Origin of the sequence: Piscinibacter gummiphilus (genome assembly GCF_032681285.1) — a bacterium.
Classification (GTDB): Bacteria; Pseudomonadota; Gammaproteobacteria; order Burkholderiales; family Burkholderiaceae_C; genus Rhizobacter; species Rhizobacter gummiphilus_A.
This window is the reverse complement of the sequence record NZ_CP136336.1, coordinates 1525551-1550475: the sequence shown is the minus strand read 5'-3', so window position 1 is coordinate 1550475 and position 24925 is coordinate 1525551. Positions and strand designations below refer to the sequence as shown.

General features: G+C 67.5%; 31 protein-coding genes. 15 read left to right on the top strand and 16 right to left on the bottom strand.

Translation table 11 applies throughout. The features are described from left to right. Window positions 1–6 precede the first annotated feature (6 nt). The 9 genes from flgJ to flgB all read right to left on the bottom strand — a co-directional run bounded on the left by flgJ (window position 7) and on the right by flgB (window position 7119). Window positions 7–888 carry a flagellar assembly peptidoglycan hydrolase FlgJ gene (flgJ, locus tag RXV79_RS07455; RefSeq protein ID WP_316702768.1) on the bottom strand — a complete coding sequence of 294 codons (882 nt, stop codon included), beginning with the start codon at window positions 886–888 and terminating at the stop codon, window positions 7–9. A gap of 1 nt (window position 889) precedes the next feature. Then, a complete protein-coding gene (locus RXV79_RS07450) occupies window positions 890–1969 on the bottom strand; it encodes a flagellar basal body P-ring protein FlgI (RefSeq protein ID WP_316704012.1) in 1080 nt (359 codons plus the stop codon). 114 nt (window positions 1970–2083) lie between these two features. Continuing rightward, window positions 2084–2758 carry a flagellar basal body L-ring protein FlgH gene (locus RXV79_RS07445; protein ID WP_316702767.1) on the bottom strand — a complete coding sequence of 225 codons (675 nt, stop codon included), beginning with the start codon at window positions 2756–2758 and terminating at the stop codon, window positions 2084–2086. 5 nt (window positions 2759–2763) lie between these two features. Further along, the gene (flgG, locus tag RXV79_RS07440; RefSeq protein WP_316702766.1) at window positions 2764–3546 is read right to left on the bottom strand and encodes a flagellar basal-body rod protein FlgG; all 783 of its coding nucleotides are present in this window, start codon (window positions 3544–3546) and stop codon (window positions 2764–2766) included. A 15-nt stretch (window positions 3547–3561) separates the two neighbouring features. After that, the gene (flgF, locus tag RXV79_RS07435) at window positions 3562–4296 is read right to left on the bottom strand and encodes a flagellar basal-body rod protein FlgF (protein WP_316702765.1); all 735 of its coding nucleotides are present in this window, start codon (window positions 4294–4296) and stop codon (window positions 3562–3564) included. A gap of 25 nt (window positions 4297–4321) precedes the next feature. Continuing rightward, entirely contained in the window at window positions 4322–5581 is a 1260-nt protein-coding gene (flgE, locus tag RXV79_RS07430; protein ID WP_316702764.1) for a flagellar hook protein FlgE, read from the bottom strand. 9 nt (window positions 5582–5590) lie between these two features. After that, window positions 5591–6238, bottom strand: a complete 648-nt coding sequence (locus RXV79_RS07425; RefSeq protein WP_316702763.1) for a flagellar hook assembly protein FlgD — start codon at window positions 6236–6238, stop codon at window positions 5591–5593. A 32-nt stretch (window positions 6239–6270) separates the two neighbouring features. Beyond that, window positions 6271–6693 (bottom strand): flagellar basal body rod protein FlgC, encoded by a 423-nt coding sequence (flgC, locus tag RXV79_RS07420; protein WP_316702762.1) that lies wholly within the window; start codon window positions 6691–6693, stop codon window positions 6271–6273. Window positions 6694–6711: 18 nt separating this feature from the next. After that, window positions 6712–7119, bottom strand: coding sequence for a flagellar basal body rod protein FlgB (flgB, locus tag RXV79_RS07415; protein ID WP_316702761.1), 408 nt, complete (start codon window positions 7117–7119; stop codon window positions 6712–6714). Window positions 7120–7256: 137 nt separating this feature from the next. On the opposite strand from flgB, the gene flgA reads away from it, so the two are divergent. From flgA to RXV79_RS07395, 4 genes are all read left to right on the top strand, one after another. Continuing rightward, the gene (gene flgA, locus RXV79_RS07410; protein WP_316702760.1) at window positions 7257–7967 is read left to right on the top strand and encodes a flagellar basal body P-ring formation chaperone FlgA; all 711 of its coding nucleotides are present in this window, start codon (window positions 7257–7259) and stop codon (window positions 7965–7967) included. Between the two features lie 114 nt (window positions 7968–8081). Beyond that, a complete protein-coding gene (gene flgM / locus RXV79_RS07405; protein ID WP_316702759.1) occupies window positions 8082–8393 on the top strand; it encodes a flagellar biosynthesis anti-sigma factor FlgM in 312 nt (103 codons plus the stop codon). A 62-nt stretch (window positions 8394–8455) separates the two neighbouring features. Next, window positions 8456–8842, top strand: a complete 387-nt coding sequence (locus RXV79_RS07400) for a hypothetical protein (RefSeq protein ID WP_316702758.1) — start codon at window positions 8456–8458, stop codon at window positions 8840–8842. A gap of 60 nt (window positions 8843–8902) precedes the next feature. Then, entirely contained in the window at window positions 8903–9451 is a 549-nt protein-coding gene (locus RXV79_RS07395) for a methyltransferase family protein (RefSeq protein ID WP_316702757.1), read from the top strand. Here RXV79_RS07395 and RXV79_RS07390 read toward each other — a convergent pair. Together RXV79_RS07390 and RXV79_RS07385 are read right to left on the bottom strand one after the other, a co-directional pair. After that, window positions 9400–9588 carry a hypothetical protein gene (locus tag RXV79_RS07390; RefSeq protein ID WP_316702756.1) on the bottom strand — a complete coding sequence of 63 codons (189 nt, stop codon included), beginning with the start codon at window positions 9586–9588 and terminating at the stop codon, window positions 9400–9402. The two genes, RXV79_RS07395 and RXV79_RS07390, sit on opposite strands and share 52 nt — an antisense overlap. After that, a complete protein-coding gene (locus RXV79_RS07385; RefSeq protein WP_316702755.1) occupies window positions 9585–10025 on the bottom strand; it encodes a hypothetical protein in 441 nt (146 codons plus the stop codon). The genes RXV79_RS07390 and RXV79_RS07385 overlap by 4 nt, the downstream gene beginning before the upstream one ends. Before the next feature lie 113 nt (window positions 10026–10138). Between RXV79_RS07385 and RXV79_RS07380 the strand changes: the two genes are divergently transcribed. From RXV79_RS07380 to RXV79_RS07370, 3 genes are all read left to right on the top strand, one after another. Then, a complete protein-coding gene (locus RXV79_RS07380; protein WP_257825397.1) occupies window positions 10139–10801 on the top strand; it encodes a response regulator transcription factor in 663 nt (220 codons plus the stop codon). Then, window positions 10798–12270: an ATP-binding protein gene (locus RXV79_RS07375; RefSeq protein WP_316702754.1), complete on the top strand. Its 1473-nt coding sequence runs from the start codon at window positions 10798–10800 to the stop codon at window positions 12268–12270. Before RXV79_RS07380 ends, RXV79_RS07375 begins: the two co-directional genes overlap by 4 nt. 148 nt (window positions 12271–12418) lie before the next feature. Beyond that, window positions 12419–13546 (top strand): GGDEF domain-containing protein, encoded by a 1128-nt coding sequence (locus RXV79_RS07370; RefSeq protein ID WP_316702753.1) that lies wholly within the window; start codon window positions 12419–12421, stop codon window positions 13544–13546. Window positions 13547–13602: 56 nt separating this feature from the next. Here the strand turns inward: RXV79_RS07370 and RXV79_RS07365 are convergent, their stop codons facing one another. From RXV79_RS07365 to RXV79_RS07355, 3 genes are all read right to left on the bottom strand, one after another. Next, complete coding sequence (locus tag RXV79_RS07365; RefSeq protein ID WP_316702752.1) at window positions 13603–13899, bottom strand: hypothetical protein; 297 nt, start codon at window positions 13897–13899, stop codon at window positions 13603–13605. Between the two features lie 117 nt (window positions 13900–14016). After that, window positions 14017–14325 (bottom strand): NIPSNAP family protein, encoded by a 309-nt coding sequence (locus RXV79_RS07360; protein WP_316702751.1) that lies wholly within the window; start codon window positions 14323–14325, stop codon window positions 14017–14019. Next, window positions 14322–14972, bottom strand: coding sequence for a TetR/AcrR family transcriptional regulator (locus RXV79_RS07355; protein WP_316702750.1), 651 nt, complete (start codon window positions 14970–14972; stop codon window positions 14322–14324). Before RXV79_RS07355 ends, RXV79_RS07360 begins: the two co-directional genes overlap by 4 nt. A gap of 79 nt (window positions 14973–15051) precedes the next feature. Here RXV79_RS07355 and RXV79_RS07350 point away from each other — a divergent pair, with 79 nt between their 5' ends. Further along, window positions 15052–16158 (top strand): DUF2855 family protein, encoded by a 1107-nt coding sequence (locus RXV79_RS07350; RefSeq protein ID WP_316702749.1) that lies wholly within the window; start codon window positions 15052–15054, stop codon window positions 16156–16158. Window positions 16159–16183: 25 nt separating this feature from the next. Here the strand turns inward: RXV79_RS07350 and RXV79_RS07345 are convergent, their stop codons facing one another. After that, a complete protein-coding gene (locus RXV79_RS07345; RefSeq protein ID WP_316702748.1) occupies window positions 16184–16651 on the bottom strand; it encodes a hypothetical protein in 468 nt (155 codons plus the stop codon). A gap of 127 nt (window positions 16652–16778) precedes the next feature. Between RXV79_RS07345 and RXV79_RS07340 the strand changes: the two genes are divergently transcribed. Genes RXV79_RS07340 through RXV79_RS07330 form a run of 3 tightly spaced genes read left to right on the top strand, consistent with a single transcriptional unit; the run spans window position 16779 to window position 18942 of the window. Continuing rightward, window positions 16779–17300 carry a DUF1993 domain-containing protein gene (locus RXV79_RS07340; protein WP_316702747.1) on the top strand — a complete coding sequence of 174 codons (522 nt, stop codon included), beginning with the start codon at window positions 16779–16781 and terminating at the stop codon, window positions 17298–17300. A gap of 53 nt (window positions 17301–17353) precedes the next feature. Continuing rightward, window positions 17354–18295, top strand: a complete 942-nt coding sequence (locus RXV79_RS07335) for a polysaccharide deacetylase family protein (protein WP_316702746.1) — start codon at window positions 17354–17356, stop codon at window positions 18293–18295. Further along, entirely contained in the window at window positions 18292–18942 is a 651-nt protein-coding gene (locus RXV79_RS07330) for a flavin reductase family protein (RefSeq protein WP_316702745.1), read from the top strand. The genes RXV79_RS07335 and RXV79_RS07330 overlap by 4 nt, the downstream gene beginning before the upstream one ends. A 9-nt stretch (window positions 18943–18951) precedes the next feature. Here RXV79_RS07330 and RXV79_RS07325 read toward each other — a convergent pair whose 3' ends face one another. Further along, window positions 18952–20052 carry an urea carboxylase-associated family protein gene (locus RXV79_RS07325; protein WP_316702744.1) on the bottom strand — a complete coding sequence of 367 codons (1101 nt, stop codon included), beginning with the start codon at window positions 20050–20052 and terminating at the stop codon, window positions 18952–18954. Window positions 20053–20255: 203 nt separating this feature from the next. Here RXV79_RS07325 and RXV79_RS07320 point away from each other — a divergent pair, with 203 nt between their 5' ends. From RXV79_RS07320 to RXV79_RS07305, 4 genes are all read left to right on the top strand, one after another. Beyond that, window positions 20256–20978: a GntR family transcriptional regulator gene (locus tag RXV79_RS07320; RefSeq protein WP_316702743.1), complete on the top strand. Its 723-nt coding sequence runs from the start codon at window positions 20256–20258 to the stop codon at window positions 20976–20978. 97 nt (window positions 20979–21075) lie between these two features. Further along, on the top strand, window positions 21076–22185 hold the full coding sequence (locus tag RXV79_RS07315; protein WP_316702742.1) for a BMP family ABC transporter substrate-binding protein: 1110 nt from the start codon (window positions 21076–21078) through the stop codon (window positions 22183–22185). Between the two features lie 4 nt (window positions 22186–22189). Continuing rightward, entirely contained in the window at window positions 22190–23683 is a 1494-nt protein-coding gene (locus RXV79_RS07310) for an amidohydrolase family protein (protein WP_316702741.1), read from the top strand. Between the two features lie 76 nt (window positions 23684–23759). Next, window positions 23760–24914: an ABC transporter substrate-binding protein gene (locus RXV79_RS07305; protein ID WP_316702740.1), complete on the top strand. Its 1155-nt coding sequence runs from the start codon at window positions 23760–23762 to the stop codon at window positions 24912–24914. Window positions 24915–24925 lie beyond the last annotated feature (11 nt).

The following is a 24925-nucleotide window of genomic DNA, read 5'->3' as shown; positions in this document are numbered from 1 at the left end:
TCTCCTTCAGGCCATCGCACGCTGCAGTCGCAGCGTGGTGTTGATCATGCGGGTCAGCTTGTCGGCATACGCGGGGTCGGTGGCGTAGCCGGCCTTCTGCAAGCCCTGGGCGAAGCCTTGCGCCGATGAAGCCTTGTCCACCACCTTCGAGTAGCGGGGGTTGTTCTTCATCAGCTTCGCGTAGTCGGTGAAGGCCTCTTCGTAGCTGCCGTAGGCGCGGAATTTCGCCTTCACCTTGTGCGGCTGCCCGTTGATGTATTCGGTGGTCGTCACCTCGGCGACGGGGCCCTTCCAGTTGGCGCCGGCCTTGATGCCGAATACGTTGAACGAGGTGGAGCCGTCGCCATGCTTGATCTCGTGGCGGCCCCAGCCCGACTCGTGCGCGGCCTGCGCCACCATGAAGTTCGCGGGGATGCCGGTGGCCGCTTCGGCGGCCTTGGCGGCGTCGCCGTGCAGCTTGAGGAAACCCATCTGCCGCTCCTTGCCCTGCAGTCCCTGCAGCGAGGCCGAAGTGGCAGGCGCTTCCTTGGTGGCGTTGCTGCGCTCGACCGAGGCCTTGGCCGCATCGGCCGCGATGTTGGCCAGCGGCTCGCCGAGCTGGCGCTCGAGCTGCCGGGCGATGATGTCGGACAGCCCCCCGCGCACGCCCGTCATCTGGGTGGCGAACTGCTGGTCGAGCATTTCGGTGCCGAGCTTGGTGCCCGAGTTGTCGAGCATCCCTGAACTCATCTGGGCATCGCGCATGCTCTTCATGAGCTGCTGCATGAAGATGCCTTCGAACTGCTTGGCCGCTTCACGGATCGCCGCCTTGGGGTCGGTGTTGGCGGTGTTGCGCAGGTTGGCGATGCCGCGGGCATCGCCGATCTGGAGGTTGTTGTTGACGCCCATGTCAGATCACTTCGATTTCGGCTTGAAGTGCGCCGGCGGTCTTCATCGCCTGAAGAATCGCGAGCAGATCCTGAGGCGTGGCACCCAGCGCACTCAGCGCCTTCACCACATCGGCGAGCTTGGCGCTCGCGGGCATCTGGATCAGCGCGCCCGGCTCCTGCTTGATGGTGATGTCGGCCTTCTCGGCCTTGACCGTCTCGCCCTTGGAAAACGGCGCCGGCTGGCTCACCACCGGCGTGGTGTTGATGGTCACCGACAGGTTGCCGTGCGCGACCGCGCAGGCACCGAGCGACACGGCCTGGTTCATCACCACCGAGCCGGTGCGGGCGTTGATCACGATCTTGGCCGAGGGGGCCGCGAGTTCGAGCGGCAAGTTCTCGATGTCGGCGAGAAAGCCCACGCGCATGTCCTGCGACTCGGGCATGTTGACCTTGACCACGCGGCCGTTCACCGCCTGCGCGGTGCCGTCGCCCATCTTCGCGTTGATGGCGCGGGCGACTTCGCGGGCGGTGGTGAAGTCGCTCGCGTTGAGGTCGAGCTGCAGCGAGCGGCCCTGGTTGAGCGGCGTGGGCACCGAGCGTTCCACCGTCGCGCCTTCGGGAATGCGGCCGGCGCTCAGGTGGTTGATCTGCACCTTGGAGCCCGCCGCCGACGCACCGGCCCCACCGACGATGAGGTTGCCTTGCGCGAGCGCGTAGACCTGGCCGTCGGCACCCTTGAGCGGCGTGATGATGAGCGTGCCGCCGCGCAGCGACTTGGCGTTGCCGAGCGAGGAGACGGCCACGTCGAGCGTCTGGCCGGGTTGTGCGAAGGCGGGGAGTTGTGCGGTGACCATCACGGCCGCCACGTTCTTCACCTGCAGGCTCGTGCCCGCGGGAATCGTCACGCCCATCTGCTGCAGCATCGCCGAAAGGCTTTGCGCGGTGAAAGGGGCGGAGGTGGTCTGGTCGCCGGTGCCGTCGAGGCCGACGACGAGGCCGTAGCCGACCAGCTGGTTGCTACGCACGCCCTGGATGGACGCGACTTCCTTGATGCGGGTGGCGTGGGCCGTGGCGGGCCACCAGAGCGCCGCGCTGGCCATGAGGACCGTCAGGCCGATCAGGGCCTTGATCAGCGCCTCAAACGGCGATTTCGGAAGTTGTTCGCGGGTGGTAGGCATGGTGACAGGAACTCCTGTCACCGATTCTGAAATTCTTTAGAACGGCATAACGTTCAAAAAGAAGCGCCCGAGCCACCCTATTCCGTTGACGTCGGCCTGCGCGCCGCGGCCCCGGTGCTCGATGCGCACGTTGGCGATCTGCGTCGACTGCACGCTGTTGCCCGGCTGGATGGAACGCGGGTCGACCTGGCCCGAGAAGCGCAGCACGTCGACGTTCTGGTTCACGCCAATCTGCTTCTCGCCCGCCACCACGAGGTGGCCGTTGGGCATGACATCGATCACGGTGCTCGTGATCACGCCCGAGAAATCGTTGGTGTTCTCGGTGCTGCCCTTGCCTTCGAAGGTGTTGGTGGAGCTTCCTTCGACGGCGGCACGCGCAAAGGCCTTGGCATGCACGCCCGGAAGGGCCGAGACACCGCCGCCGATGCTCCCGGTCTTGTCGATGGAGCTGGTGCTCTTCTGGCTGGCCGCGACTTTTTCCACGATCTGCACGGTGAGCGTGTCGCCCACCAGGCGCGCGCGGTGGTCTTCGAACAGCGGCCGGTAGGCCGCCGCCTGGTAGATCGAGCCGTTGTTGGGCGGCGGCGTGGGCACCGGCTGCGGGCGCAGGCGGGTGGCCGAGCCGGCCACCTCGACCTTGGGCAGCAGGTACGGGGTTTCGCAGCCGGCGAGCACGAGGCAGGCGGTTGCGGCAATGAGGGCGAGTCTCATGAGGTTCACAGCTGCGCGAGACGCTGCAGCATCTGGTCGGAGGTCTGGATGGCCTTGGAGTTGAGCTCGTAGGCACGCTGCGTCTGGATCATGCCGATCAGCTCTTCCACGACGTTCACGTTCGAGGTCTCGACGAAGCCCTGCTGCAGCGCGCCCAGGCCGTTCTGGCCCGGCGTGCCGGCGGTGGGTGTGCCCGACGCCGCGGTCTCGGTGTAGAGGTTCTGGCCCTTGGGCTCGAGGCCGGCCGGGTTCACGAAGTTCACGAGCTGCAGCGTGCCGAGGCTCTGCGGCTGCGTCTGGTTGGGGATGCTCGCGGTCACGGTGCCGTCGGCCGCGATCGACACGCTCAGGGCGTTTTGCGGCACGGTGATACCGGGCTGCACGAGGTAGCCGTTGTTGGTGACGAGCTGGCCCTGCGCGTTGACCTGGAACGAGCCATCGCGCGTGTAGCCGGTGGTGCCGTCGGGCATCTGCACTTCGAAGAAGCCGGCGCCGCGCACCGCCACGTCGAGCGGGTTGCTGCTCTGCTGCAGGTTGCCCTGGCTGAAGCTGCGGCTGCTGGCAACCGCGCGGGTGCCGAGGCCGACCTGCAGGCCGGTGGGCAGCGTGGTCTGCTCGCTGCTGTTGGCGCCCGCCTGGCGCAGGTTCTGGTACATCAGGTCTTCGAACACCGCGTGCGACTTCTTGTAGCCGTTGGTCGCGCTGTTGGCGAGGTTGTGCGAGATGTGGTCCAGCTGGGTCTGCTGGGCCTCCATGCCGGTCTTCGAAATCCACAGGGAACGCATCATGGCTGGGTACTCCTATCAGCTCATCGAGAGCAACTGAGCGGCGGCTTTCTCGTCGCCCTCGGCGGTCTGCAACATCTTCATCTGGGCCTCGAACTGGCGGGCGGCGGTGATCATCGAGACCATCGTCTCGACCGCGCTCACGTTCGACCCCTCGAGCGCGCCGTCTTGCACGCGGGCTGTGGCATCGGCCGGCAGGTCGCCTTCGGGGGCGCGGAAGAGGCCATCGGCCCCGCGCTCGAGCGGCGTCTCGTCGGTGGGCGTCACGAGCTTGAGCTTGCCCACCGCGGTGGTCTTGCCGGTGGCGCCGTTCTTGGCGCTGATCGTGCCGTCGGGCGCGATGCTGATCTCGCTGTTGGCCGGCACCTGGATCGGGCCGCCGTCGCCCATCACCGGCAGGCCGCTGCGGGTGACGAGCGCGCCTTCGGACGTGAGATCGAGCGCGCCGCCGCGGGTGTAGGCCTCGGTGCCGTCGAGCGCTTGCACGCTCAACCAGCTGTTGCCCTTGACCGCCACATCGAGGTTGCGGCCGGTGTTGGTGATGACGCCGGGGGTGGCGTCGAAGCCGGGTGTCGTCTCCAGCGTGTAGACCCGCGTGCTCGCGCCGCTGCCTTGCACCGGCACGGCGCGGAAGGCCTGCAGCTCGGCGCGAAAGCCCGGCGTGGAGACGTTGGCGAGGTTGTTCGCCAGCGTGTCCTGGCGCTGCATCATGGCTTTGGCGCCAGACATCGACAGGTAAATCATGCGGTCCATGACGGCCCCCGGATCAGGTTAACGATCAGCGCAGGTTCACCAGCGTCTGCAGGATCTGGTCCGTCGTCTTGATGGACTGTGCATTCGCCTGGTACACGCGCTGCGCGGTGATCATGTTCACGAGCTCGGCGGTCAGGTCGACGTTCGAGTCTTCCAGCGCGCCGGCCTGCAGCACGCCCAGGTTGCCCTGGCCAGGCGTGCCCACGATCGGGTCGCCCGACTCGTAGGTGCGCGCCCAGAGGTTGCCGCCCAGGGGGCGCAGGCCTTGCGTGTTGCGGAAGGTCGAGATCTCGATCTGGCCAGCGGGCTTCGACTGGCCGTTGGAATAGGTGGCCATCACGATGCCGTCGGACTCGATCGACAGGCCCGAGAGCTGGCCCGGCGCGTAGCCGTCCTGCGTGAGGTTGGTGACGCCGAAACCGGCGCCGTATTGCGTGGCGCTCGTCAGGTCGAGCTGGATGCCGGAGATGGCAAGCGTCTGCGCGCCGGCCGCGTTGGTCGAGGCAGGAATGTCGAGCGTGATTGGGCCGGTGGGCGCGGTGGGGGCCCCGCCGCTCGTCGGGAAGGTCATGGTGGTGACGGGTGCCGGGTCGCCCGCGCCGTCGACCGAGACCGAGGTGCCGTTGGCCGTCACGAAGACGTTCCAGGTGTCGGTGCCGGCCTTCTGGAAGTAGTAGGTCAGCGCCACGTCCTGGCCGCGCTGGTCGAAGACCTGCAGCGAGGTTGCGTTGTTGTAGGTCTGCGCATCGCTGAAGTTGATCATCGGCGTCGTGGCGGGCAGCGTGGTGCCGGCGCGCGAGTCGAGGTTGAACTCCATGTTGATCTCGGTCGTCGCCTGCGGCTCGATGCCGGCGGTGGGCAGCTGCAGCGGGCCAGCCACGCCCGGCTGGATCACGCCATTGCCGTCGGCCGGGTAGCCGAGCAGCTGGGCGCCCTGGTTGGTGACGATGAAGCCGTCCTTGTTGATCTGGAACTGGCCGTTGCGGGTGTACTGCGTCTGGCCGTTGGAGCGCACCTCGAAGAAGCCGCTGCCGTTGATGGCCAGGTCCAGCGCGTTGGCGGTGGTGGTGATGTTGCCCTGGCTGAACTGCTGCGTGACCGCCTGCAGGTTCACGCCGATGCCGATGGCGTTGCCGCTGCCGGCCAGCGCCGAGGCGTACATGTCGCCGAACTCGGCACGCGAGGCCTTGGCACCGAAGGTGTTGGCGTTGGCGACGTTGTTGCCGATGACCTCGAGGTTCTTGCTCGCGGCGTTCAGGCCGGAAAGTCCTTGCTGGAAGCTCATGGTGATTCCTTAGTTGAAGGCCTTGACCTGGTTGTAGGCCACGTTGCCGAAGTTCTTCAGTTCGAGGGTGAGGCTGTCGCCCGAGGTGTTGATGGCCGACACGGTGTCGTGCATCAAGGGGGTGGTGTCGAGCTTGGTGCTGCCGCTCATCGCGGTCACGCGGAAGGTGACGCCAGTCGCGGTGGCGTTGGTGCCGGCGTTCCAGGTGAATTCATGGGCGCCGGCCGACTGGGCGCCGAGGTTCAGCGTATCGAGCACATGGCCGCTCGGGCCGAGCACCTCGACCTTCACGCTGTCGGCCGCGGTGTTGAGCTCGAAGCCCGCTTCGGCCTTGCCGTTCTCGATCAGGAGCTTGTTGCCCGGCACGATGACGTCGCGGCCGATGAGCTGCGTGCCCTGCAGCGCCTGCATCTGCATGAACTGGCCCGACAGGCCCTGCACGGTCTTGTTGAGGTTCTCGATGCCGGTGACCGACTGGATCTGCGCCATCTGGCTCGTGACCTGCGCGTTGTCCATCGGCGACAGCGGGTCCTGGTTCTGCATCTGCGCCACGAGCAGCTTGAGGAAGCGGTCTGCAGCCCCCGCCTCGTTGGCGGTCTGCACGCCGCTCTTGGCGTTGAGCTTGTCGTAGGCGGACTGGACGTTGGAGACGGCCATGGGGGTTCCTTTTGTCTCGTTTCAGGGAGCCGTCACTGGCCCATCTGCAGCGTCTTGAGCAGCAGCGTCTTGGCCGTGTTCATGACTTCGACGTTGTTCTGGTACGAGCGCGAGGCCGAGATCATGTTGACCATCTCCTCCACCGCGTTCACGTTGCTGTAGGTCACATAGCCCTCGGCATCGGCGCTCGGGTGCTTGGGGTCGTGCACGCGGCGGCCGGGGGTCTGGTCTTCGCTGATGGTGCTCACCTTGACGCCGGCCGCGGCACCCGCGCCGGGCATGCCGGGCTGGCCCATCAGCTCGGTCTGGAAGGTGACCTGGCGCGCCTTGTAGGCCTGGCCATCGGGGCCGGCCACGGTGTCGGCGTTGGCGAGGTTGGAGGCGACGACGTTCAGGCGCTGCGACTGCGCGCTCACCGCGCTGCCACTCACATTGAAGATCTGGAACATGCTCATGTCAGCTCCTTAACTGGCTCACTGCCCGCCGCGGATCGCGTCGAGCATCGTGCGCACGTTGCCGTTGATGAAGCGCAGCGTGGCTTCGTAGCGCACCGAGTTGTCGGCGAAATTGGCGCGTTCGCGGTCCATGTCGACCGTGTTGCGGTCGAGGTTGGTCTGGCTGGGGGTGGCGTACACCAGGTTGCCCTGCACGGCGGCGTCAGTGCCGCCGAGCGCGAGGTGGCCCGGTTGCGTGGCGTTGAGCGCTGCACCCTGCTGCGCGCCGGTGGCCTGCTTCAGCGCCGAGGCGAAGTCGAGGTCACGCGCCACGTAGTTGGGCGTGTCGGCGTTGGCGATGTTGCTGGCGATCAGGCGCTGGCGCTCCGAGCGCAGGGTCAGCGCCTGGCCGTGGAAATCGAGCGTGCTCGTCAGTTTGTTCAGCATGGTGCTGTCCCGCAAACCCATGTGGGCGATGTGAAGGGATTGTGGGCAGCGTGTTTCAAAACATAAGCGCGAATAGACCGTCGTTTGGCCTTCAATTCCGACTCTCGCCCGGGCCCATCGCGGCCTACATTGGCAGCGTGGACAAGACCCTCTTGCCTCTGCTGCGCCTTTTCGTCTTCGCCTGGCTGATCGCCGGCGGGGCGGTGGCGCACGCCCAGTCGTCCACCGAAGCCTGGGTGGCCGTGGGGCAGCGTTTCGCCCTCGCTGAATTGAAGAAGGCCGGCGTCGGCCGCCATGAGGTCGTGGCCGGCCAGCTCGACCCGCGCCTGCGCCTGGCCGCCTGCGACGAGGTGCAGCCCTACCTGCCGCAAGGCGCCCGCCTCTTCGGCAAGACGCGCGTGGGCCTGCGTTGCGTGAAAGGCGTCACGAACTGGAACGTCTACCTGCCGCTCATGGTGAACGTCTATGGCCCCGGGCTGGTCTCAACCGCCATGCTGCCGGTGGGCCATGTGCTGGCCGCAGAAGATTTCCGTCAAGCCGAGGTCAACCTGGCTGAAGACCTGTTCCAACCCGCGATCACCGATGCGGCCCAGCTGCTCGGCCGCACGCTCGCGAAGGCCGTCACCCCTGGCCAGAGCCTGCGGCAGACGAGCCTCAAGCCGCGGCAGTGGTTCACGGCCGGCGACAAGGTGCGCATCCGCGTGGTCGGGAGCGACTTCTCCGTGGCCGGCGCCGGTGAAGCGATCACCGCCGGAATGGAGGGTCAACCGGCGCGTGTTCGTACCGATAACGGGCGGGTGGTGTCAGGTTTTCCCGTGGCAGACCGCCTGCTGGAGATCACATTGTGAAAATTCGAGCGGGCACTCAGAATCGCGAAGAAAAACCTAAAGTCAGCGGCGGGCGGGCCGATACACCGTCCATGTTGAAAGGTTTGGGTCTTTGACAGGCCCAAGGAGTCCAAGATGAAGATCGGCAATCCCGCAGACAAACCCGGCTCGACCGCCCCAGTCGCCCCGGTGCGCAACCAGCCTGCCGAGACCAAGGCCCAGGAAGCCGGCGCGCACAACGCCGCCGCCGACCCGAGCGCCAAGGTCGAACTGTCGAACGCCGCATCGTCGCTGCTGCAAGGCGGCGCCACGGCCGATTTCGATGCCGACAAGGTGGCCCGCATCGCGCAGGCCATCAGCGACGGCAAGTTCGAGATCAACGCCGAGAAGATCGCCGACCGGCTGATCGCCAACGCACACGAAGTGCTGGGCAAGGCCCAACACTGACGAACCCCGCGCTCCACAAGAGCGCGCCTGCAATCGGTCCACACGATCCGGTGAACACGACCATGAACACGACGGCCCACCAAGCGGGCCCTGACGAACTCGAAACCACGCTGGCCGCGGTGGAAACCCACCTCGCCGCCCTGGGTGAATCGCTGCGCGCCCACGACAGCGTGGGCATCGACCATCACGCCACCGAGCTGCACCGCGCGCTCGCTCGCGCGGTCGACCACTTCGCCCGCGCCGCCCGCAGCGGCCCGGTGCCCTCACCGCTGCGCGAGCGCCTGAAGCTGGCAAGCGGCCTCGTCGCCTCGCAGCGCGAATCGCTGGCCCGCGCCACCGCCGCGCTCGACCGCGCGATGGACGTGCTGATGCCGCGCGACCGCTCGGCCGGGGTGTACTCCGCCTCCGGCACCGCCAGTGCACTGCGCGGGGGCGCGATCCAAGCCTGATTCGGGCAAGGCGCTCAATGCGACACTGCGGCCCCTCGAGGGCCGCTTTGCATTTCTGGCATGACCGAACTGATCCTCTTCATCGCAGGCACCGCGTTTTTCACCTACGTCTCGCGCCACGCGCTGCGCAACCCGCGCTCGCACGGCTTCTGGCGCTTCATCGCGTGGGAATGCATGCTGGGCCTGGTGATCCTCAACTTCCCGATGTGGACGGTCGACCCGTTCTCGCCGCGCCAGCTCGTCTCGTGGGCGCTGCTCGCCGCGTCGATCACGCTTGCCATCCATGCGGTGCAGATGCTCAAACGCATCGGCCGGCCGAGCGAGCAGCGCGCCGACGCCGAGCTCTTCGCGTTCGAGAAGACGTCTTCGCTCGTCACGAGCGGCGTCTTCCGCTACATCCGACACCCGATGTACGCCGCACTGCTCTACCTCGCCTGGGGCGCGTTCCTGAAGGACGTCAACGCGGCGACGGCGATCCTCACGGCGGTGGCCAGCATCGCGCTCTTCATCACCGCGCTGCGCGACGAGGCCGAGTGCCTCGCGCACTTCGGCGAGGCTTACGCCGGGTACATGCGCACGAGCAAGCGCTTCGTGCCGTTCATCTTCTGAAGCGTGTGCCGCATCGCCCGCTCGCGTTGCGCGGGGTCGGTCGGCGGCGCTTCACCTGCCATGCGCGCCTCGTGCCGGCGCTGGGCCAGCACCATCATGGTGGCGAACGAGAACACCTTGCGTGCAGCCGTCGTCATGCCGGCACCTCGTCGTCGATGGCTCGTGCCCTGAGCACCGCGAGCGCGTTGGCCACGGCGGGCGCCACGCCGTCGCGGGCCAGCTCGGCGGCGGCCTCGGGGCGGCCATCGAGCACGATCACCACCCGCTCCAGGTGACATTCGCCGGCCTCGTCGACCCGCACCTCGGCCACATGCGCCGCCACCGCACCGCGTGCAGCCGACAGGGCCACGCCGTGCGCCATGTCGGGCGACTGCGGCCGGCTCCAGCCCGAGACCTTGGCGGCCTCGTCGAGCACGGTGCGCAGCTTCGAGCCAGCCGGCAGCATCTCGCGCCGGTACTGCACCGGGTCGCGCCAGGCGGCTCGGGCCAGTTCGTCGATGAAACATTCGCGGAAATGAACCGGCGCATACGTCCCTTGTGGGGCAAGCTCGCTGGTGGTGCTCGTGGCGTTCATGTGGATCTCCCGTGTCGATACCCCTCATGCTGGACGTCACGGTTTAAAAAGTTGTTAATGCCACCCCAGGCACACTGCGGTCTCGCTTAAACAAGCCTTCATATTCCCGGGTCATGCAACTCCTCCTGGTCGAAGACGACGCCATGCTGGCCGAGGCCCTGGTCACGGGGCTCACCCGCGCCGGCTACAAGGTGGACCACGCACCCGACACGCCGGCCGCGCGCCTCGCGCTGTCCGACCATGCCTATTCCGCCGTGCTGCTCGACCTCAACCTGCCCGGTGGCTCGGGCCTGACCGTGCTGCGCGGCGTGCGCGAGCGCTACGACACCACGCCGGTGATCATCCTCACCGCGCGCGATCAGTTGAGCGACCGCATCGCCGGCCTCGACGCCGGGGCCGACGACTACCTCGTCAAGCCGTTCCAGCCCGACGAGCTGGCCGCCCGCCTGCGTGCCGTGCTGCGCCGTGCGCAAGGCCGCGTGGCCCCGGTGCTGACCGCCCGCAACATCCGCCTCGACCCGGCCACCCGCAGCGTCACGCGCGACGACGAGCCGGTGAGCCTGAGCCTGCATGAGTACCGCACGCTGCTCGCGATGATGGAGCGGCAGGGCCGCATCGTCACCCGCCAGCAGCTCGAAGAAGCCGTCTACGGCGGCGAGAGCTCGATCGAAAGCAACACCGTTGCCGTCTACGTGCACCAGCTGCGCAAGAAGCTCGGCGACGACCTCATCGTCACCGTGCACGGCCACGGCTACAAACTCAACTCCGCGCCATGAAGATCTTCAAGACCAGCTCCATGCGCGTGCGCCTGCTCATCGGCCTGATGGTCGCAAGCCTGGGCTTCTGGGGCGCGTGGTTCGCGGTGCAGGCGATGCTGATGTCGAGCCAGCAGAACAACCGCTGGGACGCGTCGATGCAGGCCGTGGGCCAGCAGATCCTGATGTCGATGCCGGCGCTTCACCCGGGCGGCTCCAGCGAGCCCGCGTTCCAGCTGCCTTCGCAGGTGCACGTGCAGCCGCAGCTGCTGAGCTTCCAGGTGTGGACACGCGACGGCCGCTCGGTGCTGCGCTCGTCCAATTCCCCGCTCGAACCGTGGGCGCCTCTCAGCTTCGACCAGCCCGAGGCCTTCCACGGCGTGGAGGTCAAAGGCGTGGAATGGCGCGTGTACACCATCAACGACGCGAGCGGCCGCCTGCAGGTGCAGGTGGGCAAGTCGCAGCCGCAGCTGCTGAGCCTCATCAAGTTGTGGCTGGGCTACAGCATCGGCACCATCCTCCTGCTGATGGCACTGCTCGCGGGCGTGACGTGGACCATCATCTGCTGGTCGGTCGCGCCGGTGCAGGCGGCCCGCCAGGCGATCGAGGAGCGCGGCCCGCTCGACCTCACCCCGCTCGAAGTGCACGACCTGCCCACCGAGGTGAAACCGCTGGTCGAAGCCTTCAACGCGCAGCTGCTGCGGCTCGAAACCGCGCTGCAGGGCGAACGCCGCTTCCTCGCCGATGCAGCGCACGAACTGCGCACGCCGCTGGCGGCGCTGATGGCGCAGGCGCAGCTGGTGAAGTCGGCCAGCACGCTCGAAGAAAGCCACGCCTCGCTCGCGCCGCTCATCAGCGGCATCGAGCGCACCGCGCGCCTCACCGAGCAGCTGCTCGACCTGGCCCGCCTCGATGCCATCGAACACCCGGGCGGGCGCCCGCCGGTGCCGCTGCACGAGATCGTCTCGCTGGTGGTGCGCGACTACGACGGCACCGCACAGGCCGCCAGCCAGCGCCTGCAGTTGCGCGCCGAACCCTGCCACGCGCGGGTCGACGTCGACACGGTGGGCGTGCTGATGCGCAACCTGATCGACAACGCGCTGCGCTATGCCGGCGCGGGGGCCCGCGTGGAAGTGGTGTGCCGCGAGCAGGAGATGCACGGCCAGCGCCATGTCGTGCTGAGCGTGCGCGACGACGGCCCCGGCGTGCCCGAGCAAGAGCACGGCCGCATCTTCGACCGCTTCTACCGCGTGCCCGGCACGCCCGGCCGCGGCAGCGGCATCGGCCTGTCGCTGGTGTCGCGCATCGCGAGCCTGCACGACGCAGCGCTGGAAACCGGCACCGGCCTCGACGGCCGCGGCTTCGGCGTCACGCTGCGCTTCGGTGCGGCGGCCAATGATGCGACGAGCGCGGCGCAGCCGGGTGTGGCCGCAGCGGGTGCGAAGGCCGGTCCGTTCCCGGCGGTCGTTCCGCCGGCCCAGCCGTCCTGAGGGCCACGCTCCGGACGCGGCGGCAGGCTTCGGTTTGAGGACAAATCCGCAGGACCACACCCCCATGCGAGAGGTGTGCGACGTAGACTGAACGCCCCCTCAGGCATACACGGTCAGACGCTTTCGTTTGTCCACCCCGGCAGTACCCATGGCAAACGACCACGCCTGGCGCGATGAGCCGCCCGGCGACGCTGGCGACAACACGCCCACGTCTACTTCCCATTCCCAACGCGCCCGAGTCGCCCAGGCGCTGCTGGCACTGTCCCTGCTGCTCGCAGGCGTGGCCGCCATGCACACGGGGGCGTGGCTGGGCACCGTCGACCGCGATGGGCTCTGGGCCTGGACGATCGTCTCGGTGATCGGCTTTTCGATTCCGCTCGTGCTGATCCAGACACGCGTCACCGAGAAGTTGCACGACCCCTCGCTGACCTTGCCGCAGATGCTGCTCGCCAGCACCGTCGCGGCCTGGGCCTACACGCTGGCCGGCACCTCGCACGCGGTGGTCACCTTGATGCAGGCGCTGGCCCTCTCGTTCGGCATCTTCGGCATCGACTCCCGCCCTGCCGTCTATTGCGCGGCGTACTCCATCCTGGTCTTCGCGGTGACGATGGTCCGGCAATGCCTGGTCGACCCTGTCCGCTACCAGGCCGCCGACGATCTGCTGCTTTTCATCTTCCTCGTGCTGATCGTCGTGGGCATCGTCATCAACACCATGCGAGTGAACCGGATGCGCGAGCGCATCCGGACCCAGAAGCAGGACCTTCAGCAGGCCCTCGCGCGCATCGAGCAACTGGCGACGCTGGACGAGCTGACCGGCCTGCCCAACCGCCGATTCCTGCAACAGGCACTCGACGCCGAAGGCCTGCGCTCTCAGCGATCGCAAGTGCCCTGGTGCGTGGCACTGATCGACCTCGACAACTTCAAGCGGATCAACGACACCCACGGCCACGCCACGGGCGATGCAGTGCTCAAGTGGTTTGCGACGCAGGCGAAAACCTTCATGCGCGCGTCCGACATCGTCGGACGATGGGGCGGCGAGGAGTTCGTGGTGCTCATGCCCGCCACCTCCCTACCCGACGGCGTGAATGGCCTGCAGCGGCTGAAAGCGATGCTGGAGGCTCAGCCTTCATCGCCCCCGCCGGAGGGGCTCACCATCACCTTCTCGGCCGGTGTTGCGCAGCACGCGAAAGACGATGCGGTCGCGCACACGCTGGAGCTGGCTGACCAGCTCTGTTACGCCGCGAAGCGAAACGGGCGCAACCGGATCGAGAAGTAACGCGTCACGCTCACACCATGCGGCCGACCGGTGGTGGCCGCACGGTGTGCGGTGGATTACTTGCCTTGCTCAGCGGCCTTCTCTTGGCCGGTCTTCACATCGACAGACGGCACCGTGATCGTTTCCTTCTCGGTCTTGATCTTGGGCACGGTGACCTCGGTTTCCTTCTGCGTGACCTTCACGTCGGGCGCGGTCACGTCGTACTTCGGCAGCGTGACGTCGCCGTCCTGCTTCTTGGCCACTTCGTACTTCGGAAGCGTCACATCGCCTTCCTGGGTCTTCTGCACATCGCAGCCAGCGAGGCCGACGGAAGCAGCCGCCACAAGACCGGCCAACAAGGTGTTTGCGTTCATGCGAGTCTCCTTACGAGCTAGGGTGATCGCATTCTGGGCAGCACCGCGCGGGCCTTCGATCAGAAGCGGCCAACAGCGCGTGTAGGCCTGCACCGCAAGCTGCTGCCGGGCTGGCGCTCAGGCCTTGAACACGGGGCGCATGAAGCTGCGCTCGTAGCTCAGGAAGCAGCGCGTGTCGTTGGCGTACTGGAAGGCCACCTGGCAATCCGCATCCTTGAACGACTTCTTGCGGTACTGCTCGTATTCGGCCAGCGAGGGGAAGGAGAACAGCGTTACCGCGATGTTGTTGGCCCCTTCCGAGGGCAGGAAACAGCCGTGGTAGGTGCCGCCGAACTTCTCGATCAGTGGAATCCAGAGCTTGCTGTAGTGCTCGAACTCCTTGAGCTTGTACGGGTCGATGACGTAGCGCAGGTAGACGGTGATCATGGCGTTTCCTGGTTGAGAACGGCGAGCTGGCACAGATGCTCCATCTCGGCGGCCCAGTGGCGCATTTGCGCGTCGTCGAGCCGCACGAGCATGGCATAGCGGCGCCCGCCCCACACCGCGAGGTGCAGCGCCTGCACCGTCTCGGGCGAGGGGCGCCGCGGCAGGTCGGCGCAGGCGTCGAACACACGCTGCCACATCGCGCACAGCTCCTCGTGCGCGCGCCGCTGGTGCTTGGGTTCGGCCACCTGCGGCTCGATGGCCAGCATGTCGGGGTGGAACCATGACGGCGGCTCGGCGCTCACGCCGCAGGCAAGCTCCACCAGCACGTGCAGGCGCTCGCGCCAGGTGAGCGATGACGGCTGCACCGCCTGCGCGTCGACGGCGTGGATCAGCGCCTCGATGCAGTGGCGCACGTAGCCCGATTGCAGCGCCGCCTTGCTCGGGAAGTAGTCGTACAGCGTGCCCACTGCAATGCCGGCCTCCAGCGCCACCGCGCGGGTGGTGAGCCGGGCCCAGCCATCGCGCTGCCAAATCCGAACAAAGGCATCGAAGATGGCCTGCACCGTGACCTTGGCGCGGGCTTGCGTCGGCCGTTTCAGGGGCTTGGCCTTGGGGTCGGCGGGGGGCGTGGCGCGGGGTGAGCTCATGCGGGCGGTTTCCGAACCCGCACAGTGTCGAGCCCTCCTACAGTTTTGGCTATCCCATACGAGACGCCAGGAGACGGCCATGACCAGCACCCTCACCCAGCTGCAAAGCGACAAGAAGAACCTCGGCCGCACCCGCGTGGTCGAGAAGCCCATTCCCACCCTCCAGCCCGGCGAAGCGCTGCTCAAGATCGACCGCGTGGCCGTGACGTCGAACAACATCACCTACGCCGCCTTCGGCGAGGTGCCGCACCTGCGCTACTGGAGCTTCTACCCCACCGGCGACGATGCCTGGTTCCACATGCCGGCCTGGGGCTTCGCCGAGATCGTGGAGACGACCGTCGAGGGCCTCGCCGTCGGCGAGCGCTTCTATGGCTTCTGGCCCATCGCGAGCCACGTCGTCATGCAGCCCGTGCGCGTGAGCGAGCGCGGCTTCTACGACGGCGCGCCGCACCGCCTGGAGCTCACCTCGGCCTACAACCAGTACCAGCGCGTGACGACCGACGCCGCCTACCGCGCCGCCGACGAGAACTACCAGATGCTGACGCGCCCGCTCTTCATCACGTCGTTCATGCTGGCCGACTTCCTCGAAGACAACAGCTTCTTCGGCGCGAAGCAGATCGTCGTCTCCAGCGCCTCCAGCAAGACGGCCTACGGCACCGTGTTCTGCTTCCAGGACCTGAAGAACCTGAGCCTCGTCGGCCTCACCTCCAGCGGCAACACCGGCTTCGTCGAGGGCCTCGGCTGCTACCACCGCACGGTGGACTACAAGGCGCTTGAATCGCTCGACAAGACGATCCCCACGATCTATGTCGACTTCGCCGGCGACAACGAGCTGCGCCGCCGCATGCACGAGCACTTCGGCGCCTCGCTCACCTACAGCTGCTACGCCGGCTCGGCCCAGTCGCACGACCACCTGGGCAACGCCCCCGAAGTGCCGGGCCCAAAACCGCAGCCCTACTTCGCGCCCTACCAGATCAAGAAGCGCAACGCCGATTGGGGCGCTGCCGAGGTCACGCGCAAGTTCAACGAAGCGCAGCTCGCCTTCATCCGCCGCGTGAGCGATGCGAGCAAGCCGTGGATGGGCGTGAAGGAACACAAGGGCTTCGGCGCCGGGCAGGACCTGGTCGACGCCCTGGTGGCCGGCCACATCGACCCGAAGGACGGGCACGTGGTGGTGCTGGGCTGACGCCCGCAGGCACCTGCGAGGCCCGTCAACGCTGCCGGGTCGACAGCGCCACCATCGCGGCGCCCGCCGCGACGATGAGCGCGTCTTCGATGAGGCCGCTGCGCGTCTGGCCGATGCGCGCCATCGCGCGCTTGCGCACACCGAGCGTCAGGTAGGCGAGCGGCACGGCAGTGGCCACCGCCACGGCCGCGCCGGCGCGCTCGCGCCCCCGCGGAGCCAACGCCGCGCCGGCGATGCCGGCACTCATCACGCGGGCGAGCAGGCCGAGGAACACGGTGCGGTCGGGCGCGGTCTTCATCTTGTCGCCGAGCAGCTCGCCCGCGCCGAGGGCAAGGCCGCCGAGCTTGACCACGGGATGGTCCAGCAGGTAGAGCTGCCCGGGCGTCTGGCGACCGGCCAGCCGCGCCGCCGCGAGCGTGCCCATGGGTGTCATGGATCGGGCGCTGGCGACGGCGCCGATCAGGGCGGAAGACAACAGGCTCGGCAACTTCATCGGGCTTCTCCTCTTGGGGATGACCTTTCGCCACCAGCAAACGGCGCTCCCCGTGTCGCCTCCACGATTGCTGGGCGCACCGCCGGCCGGCAGACTCGCGGCTCCTTCCAGACCACCGGAGTCCTCGATGACCTTCTCGCTCCACGCCGCCACCGTGCAACCCATGCTCCAGGTGCTCGGCTCCGTGACCCACCTCGTGCGCAAGGCCGAGGCCCACTGCGCCGAGCACGGCGTGGCCGAGCGCGAGATCATCGCGGCGCGCCTCGCGCCCGACATGCTGCCCTTCACCTACCAGGTCAAATCGGCCGCCGAGCATTCGTGGGGTGCCCTCAACGCGGTGCGGGAAGGGTTTGCCACGCCGAGCCTCGAAGCGCCGCCCAAGACCTTCGCCGGCCTGCTCGAGAAGCTCGACGCGGCACGCCAGGGCCTGGCCGCGCTCACGCCCGCCGAGGTCGACAGCCTCGTCGGCAAGGACGTGCACTTCGAGTTCAAGGGCGTGCACCGCGAGTTCCTGGCCGAGGGCTACCTGATGTCCTACGCCCTGCCCAACTTCTACTTCCACGCCGTCACGGCCTACGACCTGCTGCGCGCCCGTGGGCTCGCCATCGGCAAGAAAGACTTCCTGGGCGAGTTGCGGGTCAAGGGCTGACATCGGCAGGCGCGCCGCGCCGGCTTGGCACAGGCCTTGCGGACGAAGCGCCCATGACCGATACGACAAGCCCACCCGCCGCAGCCGAGCCGCGGCCTGTGCCAAGCCACGAGCGCTTCGACTACAGCGGCATCCGCCAGCGCCCCGCCGGCCGCTGGCCCAACGGCAGCCGCCTGGCGGTGTACCTCGCGCTCAACATCGAGCACTTCGCCTTCGCCGACGGCCCCGGCGCCTGCATCGGGCTGCCCCTGCCGCACCCCGACGTGCTGAACCACAGCTGGCGCGACTATGGCAATCGCGTCGGCGCGTGGCGCTGCCTCGACCTCTTCGACAGCCTGGCGCTGCCTGCCGCCGCGCTCATCAACACCTCGCTCTACGCGCACGCGCCGGAACTGGTCGCTGCCTGCGTGGCCCGCGGCGATGAGCTGGTCGCCCACGGGCACACCAACAGCGAGCGGCAAGGTGGCATGGCGCGTGACGAGGAATCTCGGCTCATCGCGCATTGCCGCGATGAGATGCGAGAGAAGTCAGGCGCTGCACCGGCAGGCTGGCTCTCGCCCTGGATCTCGGAGAGCCTTCACACACCGGACCTGATGGCCGAACACGGCTACCGCTACACGCTCAACTGGTGCCACGACGACCAGCCGACCCGCCTGCGCACGACGCACGGGCCGCTGTGGTCCATTCCGTATCCGCAAGAGCTGAACGACATCCCGATGATCGTCGGCCGCCACCTCGACGCGAAGGACTTCGCGCAGATGATCGTCGACAACTTCGACGAGATGCGCGAGCAGGCGGCCACGCAGCCACTGGTGATGGGCATCGCCTTGCACCCCTACCTGGTCGGCCAGCCCTACCGCCTGCGCCACCTGCGCCGCGCCTTGCAGCACCTCGTGGCCTCCCGCGATGACGGCGATGTGTGGTTCACGACGCCAGGTGCCATCTGCGATGCGGCCGATGCCATGGGCGAGATGTTCCCGAAAGCCATGCCATGACCACCGAAGTCGATTTCTCCGCCATCGGCGCCTACGAGCGCTACAAGCTGATGGCCAGCCTGATCGTGCCGCGGCCGATCGCGCTCATCACCACCCTCAGCGAAGACGGCGTGGTCAACGCGGCGCCCTTCAGCATGTTCAACATGCTGGGCGAGGAGCCCCCGATCGTGATGGTGAGCATCAACCGCCTGAGCGACGGCGAGCTGAAGGACACCGCCGCGCACATCGCGCGCAGCGGAGAGTTCGTGGTGCACATCGCCGACGAGGCCATCGCCGGGCAGATGCACCACTGCGGCGAGCGCCACCCGCGCAACGTGAGCGAGCTCGAAAAGGTCGGCCTCACGACGCTGCCGTCGCGCAGCGTGGCGCCGCCGCGCATCGCCGAAGCGCCGGTGGCCTTCGAGTGCAAGCTGTGGGAGACCTTGGAAACCGAGAGCCGGCAGATCTTCATCGGCCGCGTGCTGTGGCTGCACGCCCGCGAGGGGCTGATCGACACCGAGCGCTGGCGCGTGCAACTCTCCGAGTACTTCCCCGTGGGCCGCTTCGGCGCGAGCTTCTACACCGGCACGCGCGAGCGCTTCGCGCTCAACCAGCCGGCGCCCGAGGCCGGCGGCGACGCGCACGGCGGCCCAATCGACACGCTTTGAACGCGCAGCTCAGATGGCTGGTGCACCCGCCCCGGCCGCGCCGAGGAAGCGCGACTCCCACCAGCTGAAGATCACGTCGCGCAACACGTCGCCGTCGTTGCCTTCGCCATAGATCGTGTGCAGGCCGGTCGCCTGCAGGCGGTCGCAGTCGTCGGCATCGAGCGGGATGTCCCAGCATTGCGAACGCAGCGGCACGTTGGTGAACATCGGCCGGTACGCCGGGTCACGCTTGAGCTCGCGATCGGCCTTGATCTGCGGCTGACGAAAGTCGGCCGGCGTGCGCTGGCTCTTCAGCTGCGGGATGTGGGGCACCCTCGCCAGGTCGGCCGGCGTGGCCTGGAAAATCGACACCTTCAGCGGCTTCAGCGCGAAGTTGCTCGTGCGCATGATGTCGGCGCCGCACACGTTGGGCACGGCCAGCACGTCCATCAGCGCCAGCAGGTCCACATGGTCGCCGGGCTTCGAGTCCTGCCGGTGGATGTGGCCACGGCCGCTGTGGACTTCAGTGCGCATGAAGAGGTTGAAGGAATCGTGCACGTCGTCGGGCGTGAGGCCGTATTCGCGCTGCGCCTCGGCCTGGATGTCGTGGCAGTTGGTGTGGGCCGCAAAGCCGTAGGCCGACTCGTAGAGGTAGGCGCTGCAGCGGGGGAACATCACGTCGTTGCAGCGCACGGTGTCTTCCAGGATCAGCATCATCGCGCGCTCGCGCGGCGGGGCCGACCACAGCAGGTCACCCGGCCCGGGGTTGAGGCCGTGGACGGTGCGCGTACGGCCGGTGTGCATGAACTCGCGGTAGTCGTGCAGGTTGAAGCAGTTGAAGTCGGCGCACTGGTTGCCCTCGACCTGCTCGATGCGGATCACCTGGCCCTTCAGCACCTCCAGCGCCTTGCCGGTGCCGGGCTCCAGCACCAGCTCGTGGAGCAACTCACGGGTCTCGCTCAATGGCTGCCATGCAGCCGGAGCCGCCTTGGGTGCTGCCGGCAGGCCGTGCTCGCGCAAGGCGCGCTTGGCCAGCGCCGCAAGGTCGGGCGCGGCGCCCTGGTCGATCGTGCGCAGCAGCAGCTCGAGCTGCTGCTGGTTCAGGGTCATCGTGACCGTGCGGGCCGTCATTGACGATCTCTCGATAGATGCAATCTGTATACGATACGCAAGACGTTTCGCATACGCAAGCGCTTCACATGCTTGCTGCCGACTGGTGCGAAGATGCGCCAATCTGGGGTGGAGCGCTCCCGGTTGGTGAGGGCGCAATTGTCAAGATCGCCCTCCTGATCAGGCCCCTTCGTATACTTCCTAAAACTGTCCCGTATACAGATATGACGACACCCAACAAGGCCGACGTTGCCTACACCGCGCTGAAGCAGGCCATCATCGAGCAGGCGCTCCAGCCCGGCACCAAGCTCCCGGAAGACGCGCTCGGCACGCACTTCCAGGTGAGCCGCACGCTGGTCCGCGAGGCGCTGGCGCGGCTGGCGGCCGAGGGGCTGGTCGATGCGCAGCACAACCGCACGGCCACGGTGGCGCGGCCCAGCCTGGAAGAGGCGCGCAGCGTCTTCGAGGTGCGGCGCTGCCTGGAGCAGGAGGTGGTGCGGCTCGTCATCGAACGCTGGTCGCCCTTCATCGGGCAGGCACTGGAAGAACACGTGCGGCTCGAAGAGCAGGCCGCGCGCGAGCAGCAGGCGCCGGCCTGCGCGCGGCTGGCGGGCGAGTTCCACGTGCGACTGGCGCAGCTGGTGGGCAACCCGGTGCTGGAGCGTTACGTCGACGAGGTGGTGTCGCGCTGCTCACTCATCCTAGCCGTGCATGGCCGGCCGCATTCGCCCGAGTGCGGCATCACCGAGCACCGCGCGCTGATCGACGCCTTCCGCAAGGGCGACCTGCGCGCAGCAAGACGGCTGATGGCCTCGCACCTCGGCGAGCTCGAAGCGCGTGTGCTCAACAGCACCCCCGTGACGGACGACGCCGACCTCGGCCAGATCCTCGGCCGCTACGCACCGGGCGCCAAGCCCGCCGTGCGCCCCTCGCGCCGCAAGGCCTGACCAAGCGCCAGAAGCACCCGCCGCAAACGCGGCATGGCCTTTGCATTCATGCGGCTCGCGCAACCGGCGCAGCCCGCATCTGGCGAAGGAGCCCTCCATGTCCGCGTTCTCGACTTCCTGGAACCGCCGCCGGTTCCTGTCCACCACCACCGCAGGCGCAACGTTGGCCGCGCTGGCGCCGCAGGCCCTGGCGCAGAAGCCCGTCACCGTCGGCCTGATCTACGTCGGCCCACGCGACGACTACGGCTGGAACCAGGCGCACGCCGTCGCGGCCAAGGCCTTGAAGGCCGTGCCCGGCGTGAAGGTGGTGGAAGAAGAGAACGTGCCCGAGACCGTGGCTGTGCGCAAGACGCTCGAAGCGATGGTCAAGTCCGACGGCGCCTCGCTTGTCTTCGGCACCTCGTTCGGCTACTTCGACCCCTTCATGATCGACATGGCCAAGCGCAACCCGAAGGTGGAGTTCCGCCACCCCACCTCGCTGTGGTCGGCCGACAAGCACCCGATGAACCTCGGCGGCTACTTCTGCTTCCTGGACCAGGCGCACTACGTCAACGGCATCGCCGCCGGTCTCTCGACCAAGTCCAACAAGATCGGCTACGTGGCCGCGAAGCCCATCCCCATCGTGCTGCGCAACATCAACGCCTTCACGATGGGGGTGCGCAAGGTCAACCCCAATGCCACGGTGCAACTCGTGATGACGGGCGACTGGTCGATGCCCGTGCGCGAAGCCGAGGCCACCAACTCGCTCGTGGGCAGCGGCTGCGACGTGATCGCCTGCCACGTCGACAGCCCGAAGATCATCGTCGAGGCTGCCGAGAAGCTGGGGGCCAAGACGCTCGGCCACAACGCCTCGCAGGCCAACCTCGCGCCCAAGGGTTTCATCACCGGCGCCGAGAACAAGTGGGAGACGGTCTACAAGGCCTTTGCCGCCGCCATCGCCAAGGGTGAGAAGCTGCCCAACACCTTCTTCGGCGGTTATGACAAGGACATGGTCGCGAGCACCCCCTTCGGCGCAGGCGCGACCGACAAGGCGCGCAATGCGGCCACCGCCGCCATGGCCGACATGAAGGCCGGCAAGCCGATCTTCGCCGGGCCGATCAAGAGCAACACCGGCAAGCTCGTCATCGACAAGGCCTACGGCAACTACGACCCCTTCCTCGACCGCATGGACTTCCTGGTCGAGGGTGTGGTGGGCTCGCTGACCTGACGCCATGACGACCACCGTCATCCGCGGCGGGCGCCTGCTCGACGCCACCTCACGCAGCGCTCCACTCACCGACCTGCTGGTCACCGGCGGCGTCATCACGAGCCTCGGTGCGCCCGGCATGGCCGCACCGGCCGAGGCCGAGGTGTTCGACGCCAGCGGCACGCTGATGCACGCCGGCCTCGTCAACGGCCACACGCACGGCAGCACCAACCTCAGCAAGGCCACGCACGACCGCTGGACGCTGGAGCTGCTGCTCAGCGGCTCGGGCGAATGGGCGGCCAACCAGACGCGCCACCACAAGTACCTCAACACCTACATCGGTGCGGTCGAGATGCTGCAGAAGGGCTGCACCACCGCCTACGACCTCACCTTCGGCTTCCCGCTCGCAACCGTCGACGATCTCTACGCCATCGGCCAGGCCTATGTCGACGCCGGCATGCGCGCGGTGGTGGCCCCGATGCTGCAGGACGTGTCGTTCTACAAGGCCATCCCCGGCCTCTACGACGCGCTGCCCGCCTCGCACAAGGCACAGGTCGACGCGAGCGGCGGCGACACCGGCGCCATCCTGCGCAGCATGGAAGAGGCGCTCAAGCACTGGCCGCACGACCCGGCGCAGGTGAAGCTCGGCATCGCGCCGACCATCCCGCTGCACTGCTCCGACGAGCTGACGCTCGGCTGCGTGAAGCTCGCCACCGAATACGGCGCGCAGACGCAATCGCACGTCGCCGAATCGAAGGTGCAGGCGGTGGCCGCGCTGAAGCGCTGGGGCAAGTCGCTCACCGCGCACTTCGACGAGCTCGGCATGCTGGGCCCCAACTTCACCGTGGCGCACGGTGTGTGGCTCGACGACGACGACATGCGCCGCCTGGCCGCCAAGGGCGCGTCCGTCTCGCACAACGCCGGCAGCAACATGCGGCTGGGTGCCGGCATCGCCGACTCGCGCCGCATGCTCGAGCTCGGCGTGAACCTCGCGCTCGGCACCGACGGCGCCCTGTGCGCCGACAACCAGAACATGTACGAGGCGATGCGCTATGCCTCGATGGTGTCGAACGTGCGCACACCCGACTACGAACGGTGGCTGAGCGCGCCCGAGGTCTTCACCGCGGCCACGCAAGGCGGCGCGCGTGCGACGGGATTCGAGAAGGCCGGGCGCATTGCCGTGGGCTGTCTCGCCGACATCGTGTTCCTCGACCTTCACTCGATCAACTGGATCCCGATGAACGACCCGGTGAACCAGGTCGTGCTGACGGAAGACGCCACCGGCGTGCGCGACGTGATGGTGGGCGGGAAGCTCGTGGTGCGCGGCGGGCGGCATGCCGACTGCGACATGGCGAAGCTCGCGCGAGACGCCCAGGTGGCGCGTGACGAGGTGGCCGAGGCCAACGCCGAAGGCAAGCACCTCGCACAGGCGCTCGAGCGTGCGGTGGGGAGCTTCTGCATGGGCCTGTGCCGCGAGCCCTTCCACCTGCACCGTTATGGCGGGCCCCTGGGGCTCTGATTCACGCCGTGCCTTGGCACGGTTGATGCGTTTTCAAACCCGCATGCCATTGCATGCACCACTGCAAGGACCGCCCATGTCGAAGCCCGCCGATCACAAGCCCATCGTGATGCCCCCCGCCACCGACCTCAGCCGCCGTGGCGTCCTGAAGGCCGGCCTCGCCGCCAGCACGCTCGGCACCGCCGCCCTCTGGAACAGCGCCGACGCCGCCGACCCCAAGGTGCTGAACTACCTCTCGTGGCCGGGCAATGCCGACCCGTCCATCGTCGGCGAGTTCGAGAAGCAGTACGGCGTGAAGATCCGCATCAAGGAGTACGTGGGCGGCGACCAGATGATGGCGGTGGTGAACCAGTCGCCTCCGGGCACCTTCGACGTGGTGCTCGCCGATGCCGAGTACATGCACCTGCTCAAGGCGGCCGACTTCATCGAGCCGCTCGACCCGGCCGACTACCCGCTGAAGGACCTCTGGCCCGAGTTCCAGAAGTTCCCGCTGCACTGGTTCGACGGCAAGCTCTACGGCGTGATGCTCGACTTCGGTTACCTCGGCCTGTCGTACAACACCAAAGCCTTCACGCCGAAGGAAGTCTCGTCGTACTCGGTGATGTGGAGCGAGAAGGCCAAGGGCAAGGTCGGCTTCTTCGACTGGTACCTGCCGTCGATGGGCTGCATCAGCCTGTCGAATGGCAACCGTCCGCCCTTCGACCTGGACAAGGCCAAGTTCGAGGCGCTGAAGAAGAAGATGTTCTCGCTCAAGCCGCAGGCCTCGGGCTTCTACACCATCGCCGACATCTTCTCGTCGATGACCAACGGCCGCGCGCAGCTCATCCCGGGCATCGGCGAGTGGATCACGCTGGGGCTTCGCACGAGCGGCGTGCCGGTCGACACCATCATCCCGGAAGAAGGCGGCCTGCAGTACACCGAATCGCTCTCCATCGTGAAGGGCACGAGCAAACGCGACCTCGCGCGCAAGTTCATCCAGTACTCGCTGACCCCGCGCGCGCAGGTGGCCATGGCGACCAAGGTCGACAACCGCAAGAGCATCCCGTCGATGCCCGCGTGGAAGCTGCTCAACGACACCAAGCCGCAAGAAGCCAAGTTGCTGCGCATGGAGCTCAAGGGCCCCAACGTGATGGACGAGTACAAGGCCAAGAAGATCCAGTTGCGCCAGCTGCCCAAGCAGCAGTCCATCGAGGACTGGAACGACCTGTGGAGCCAGTTCAAGAGCCTGTGACGTGAGCCGCG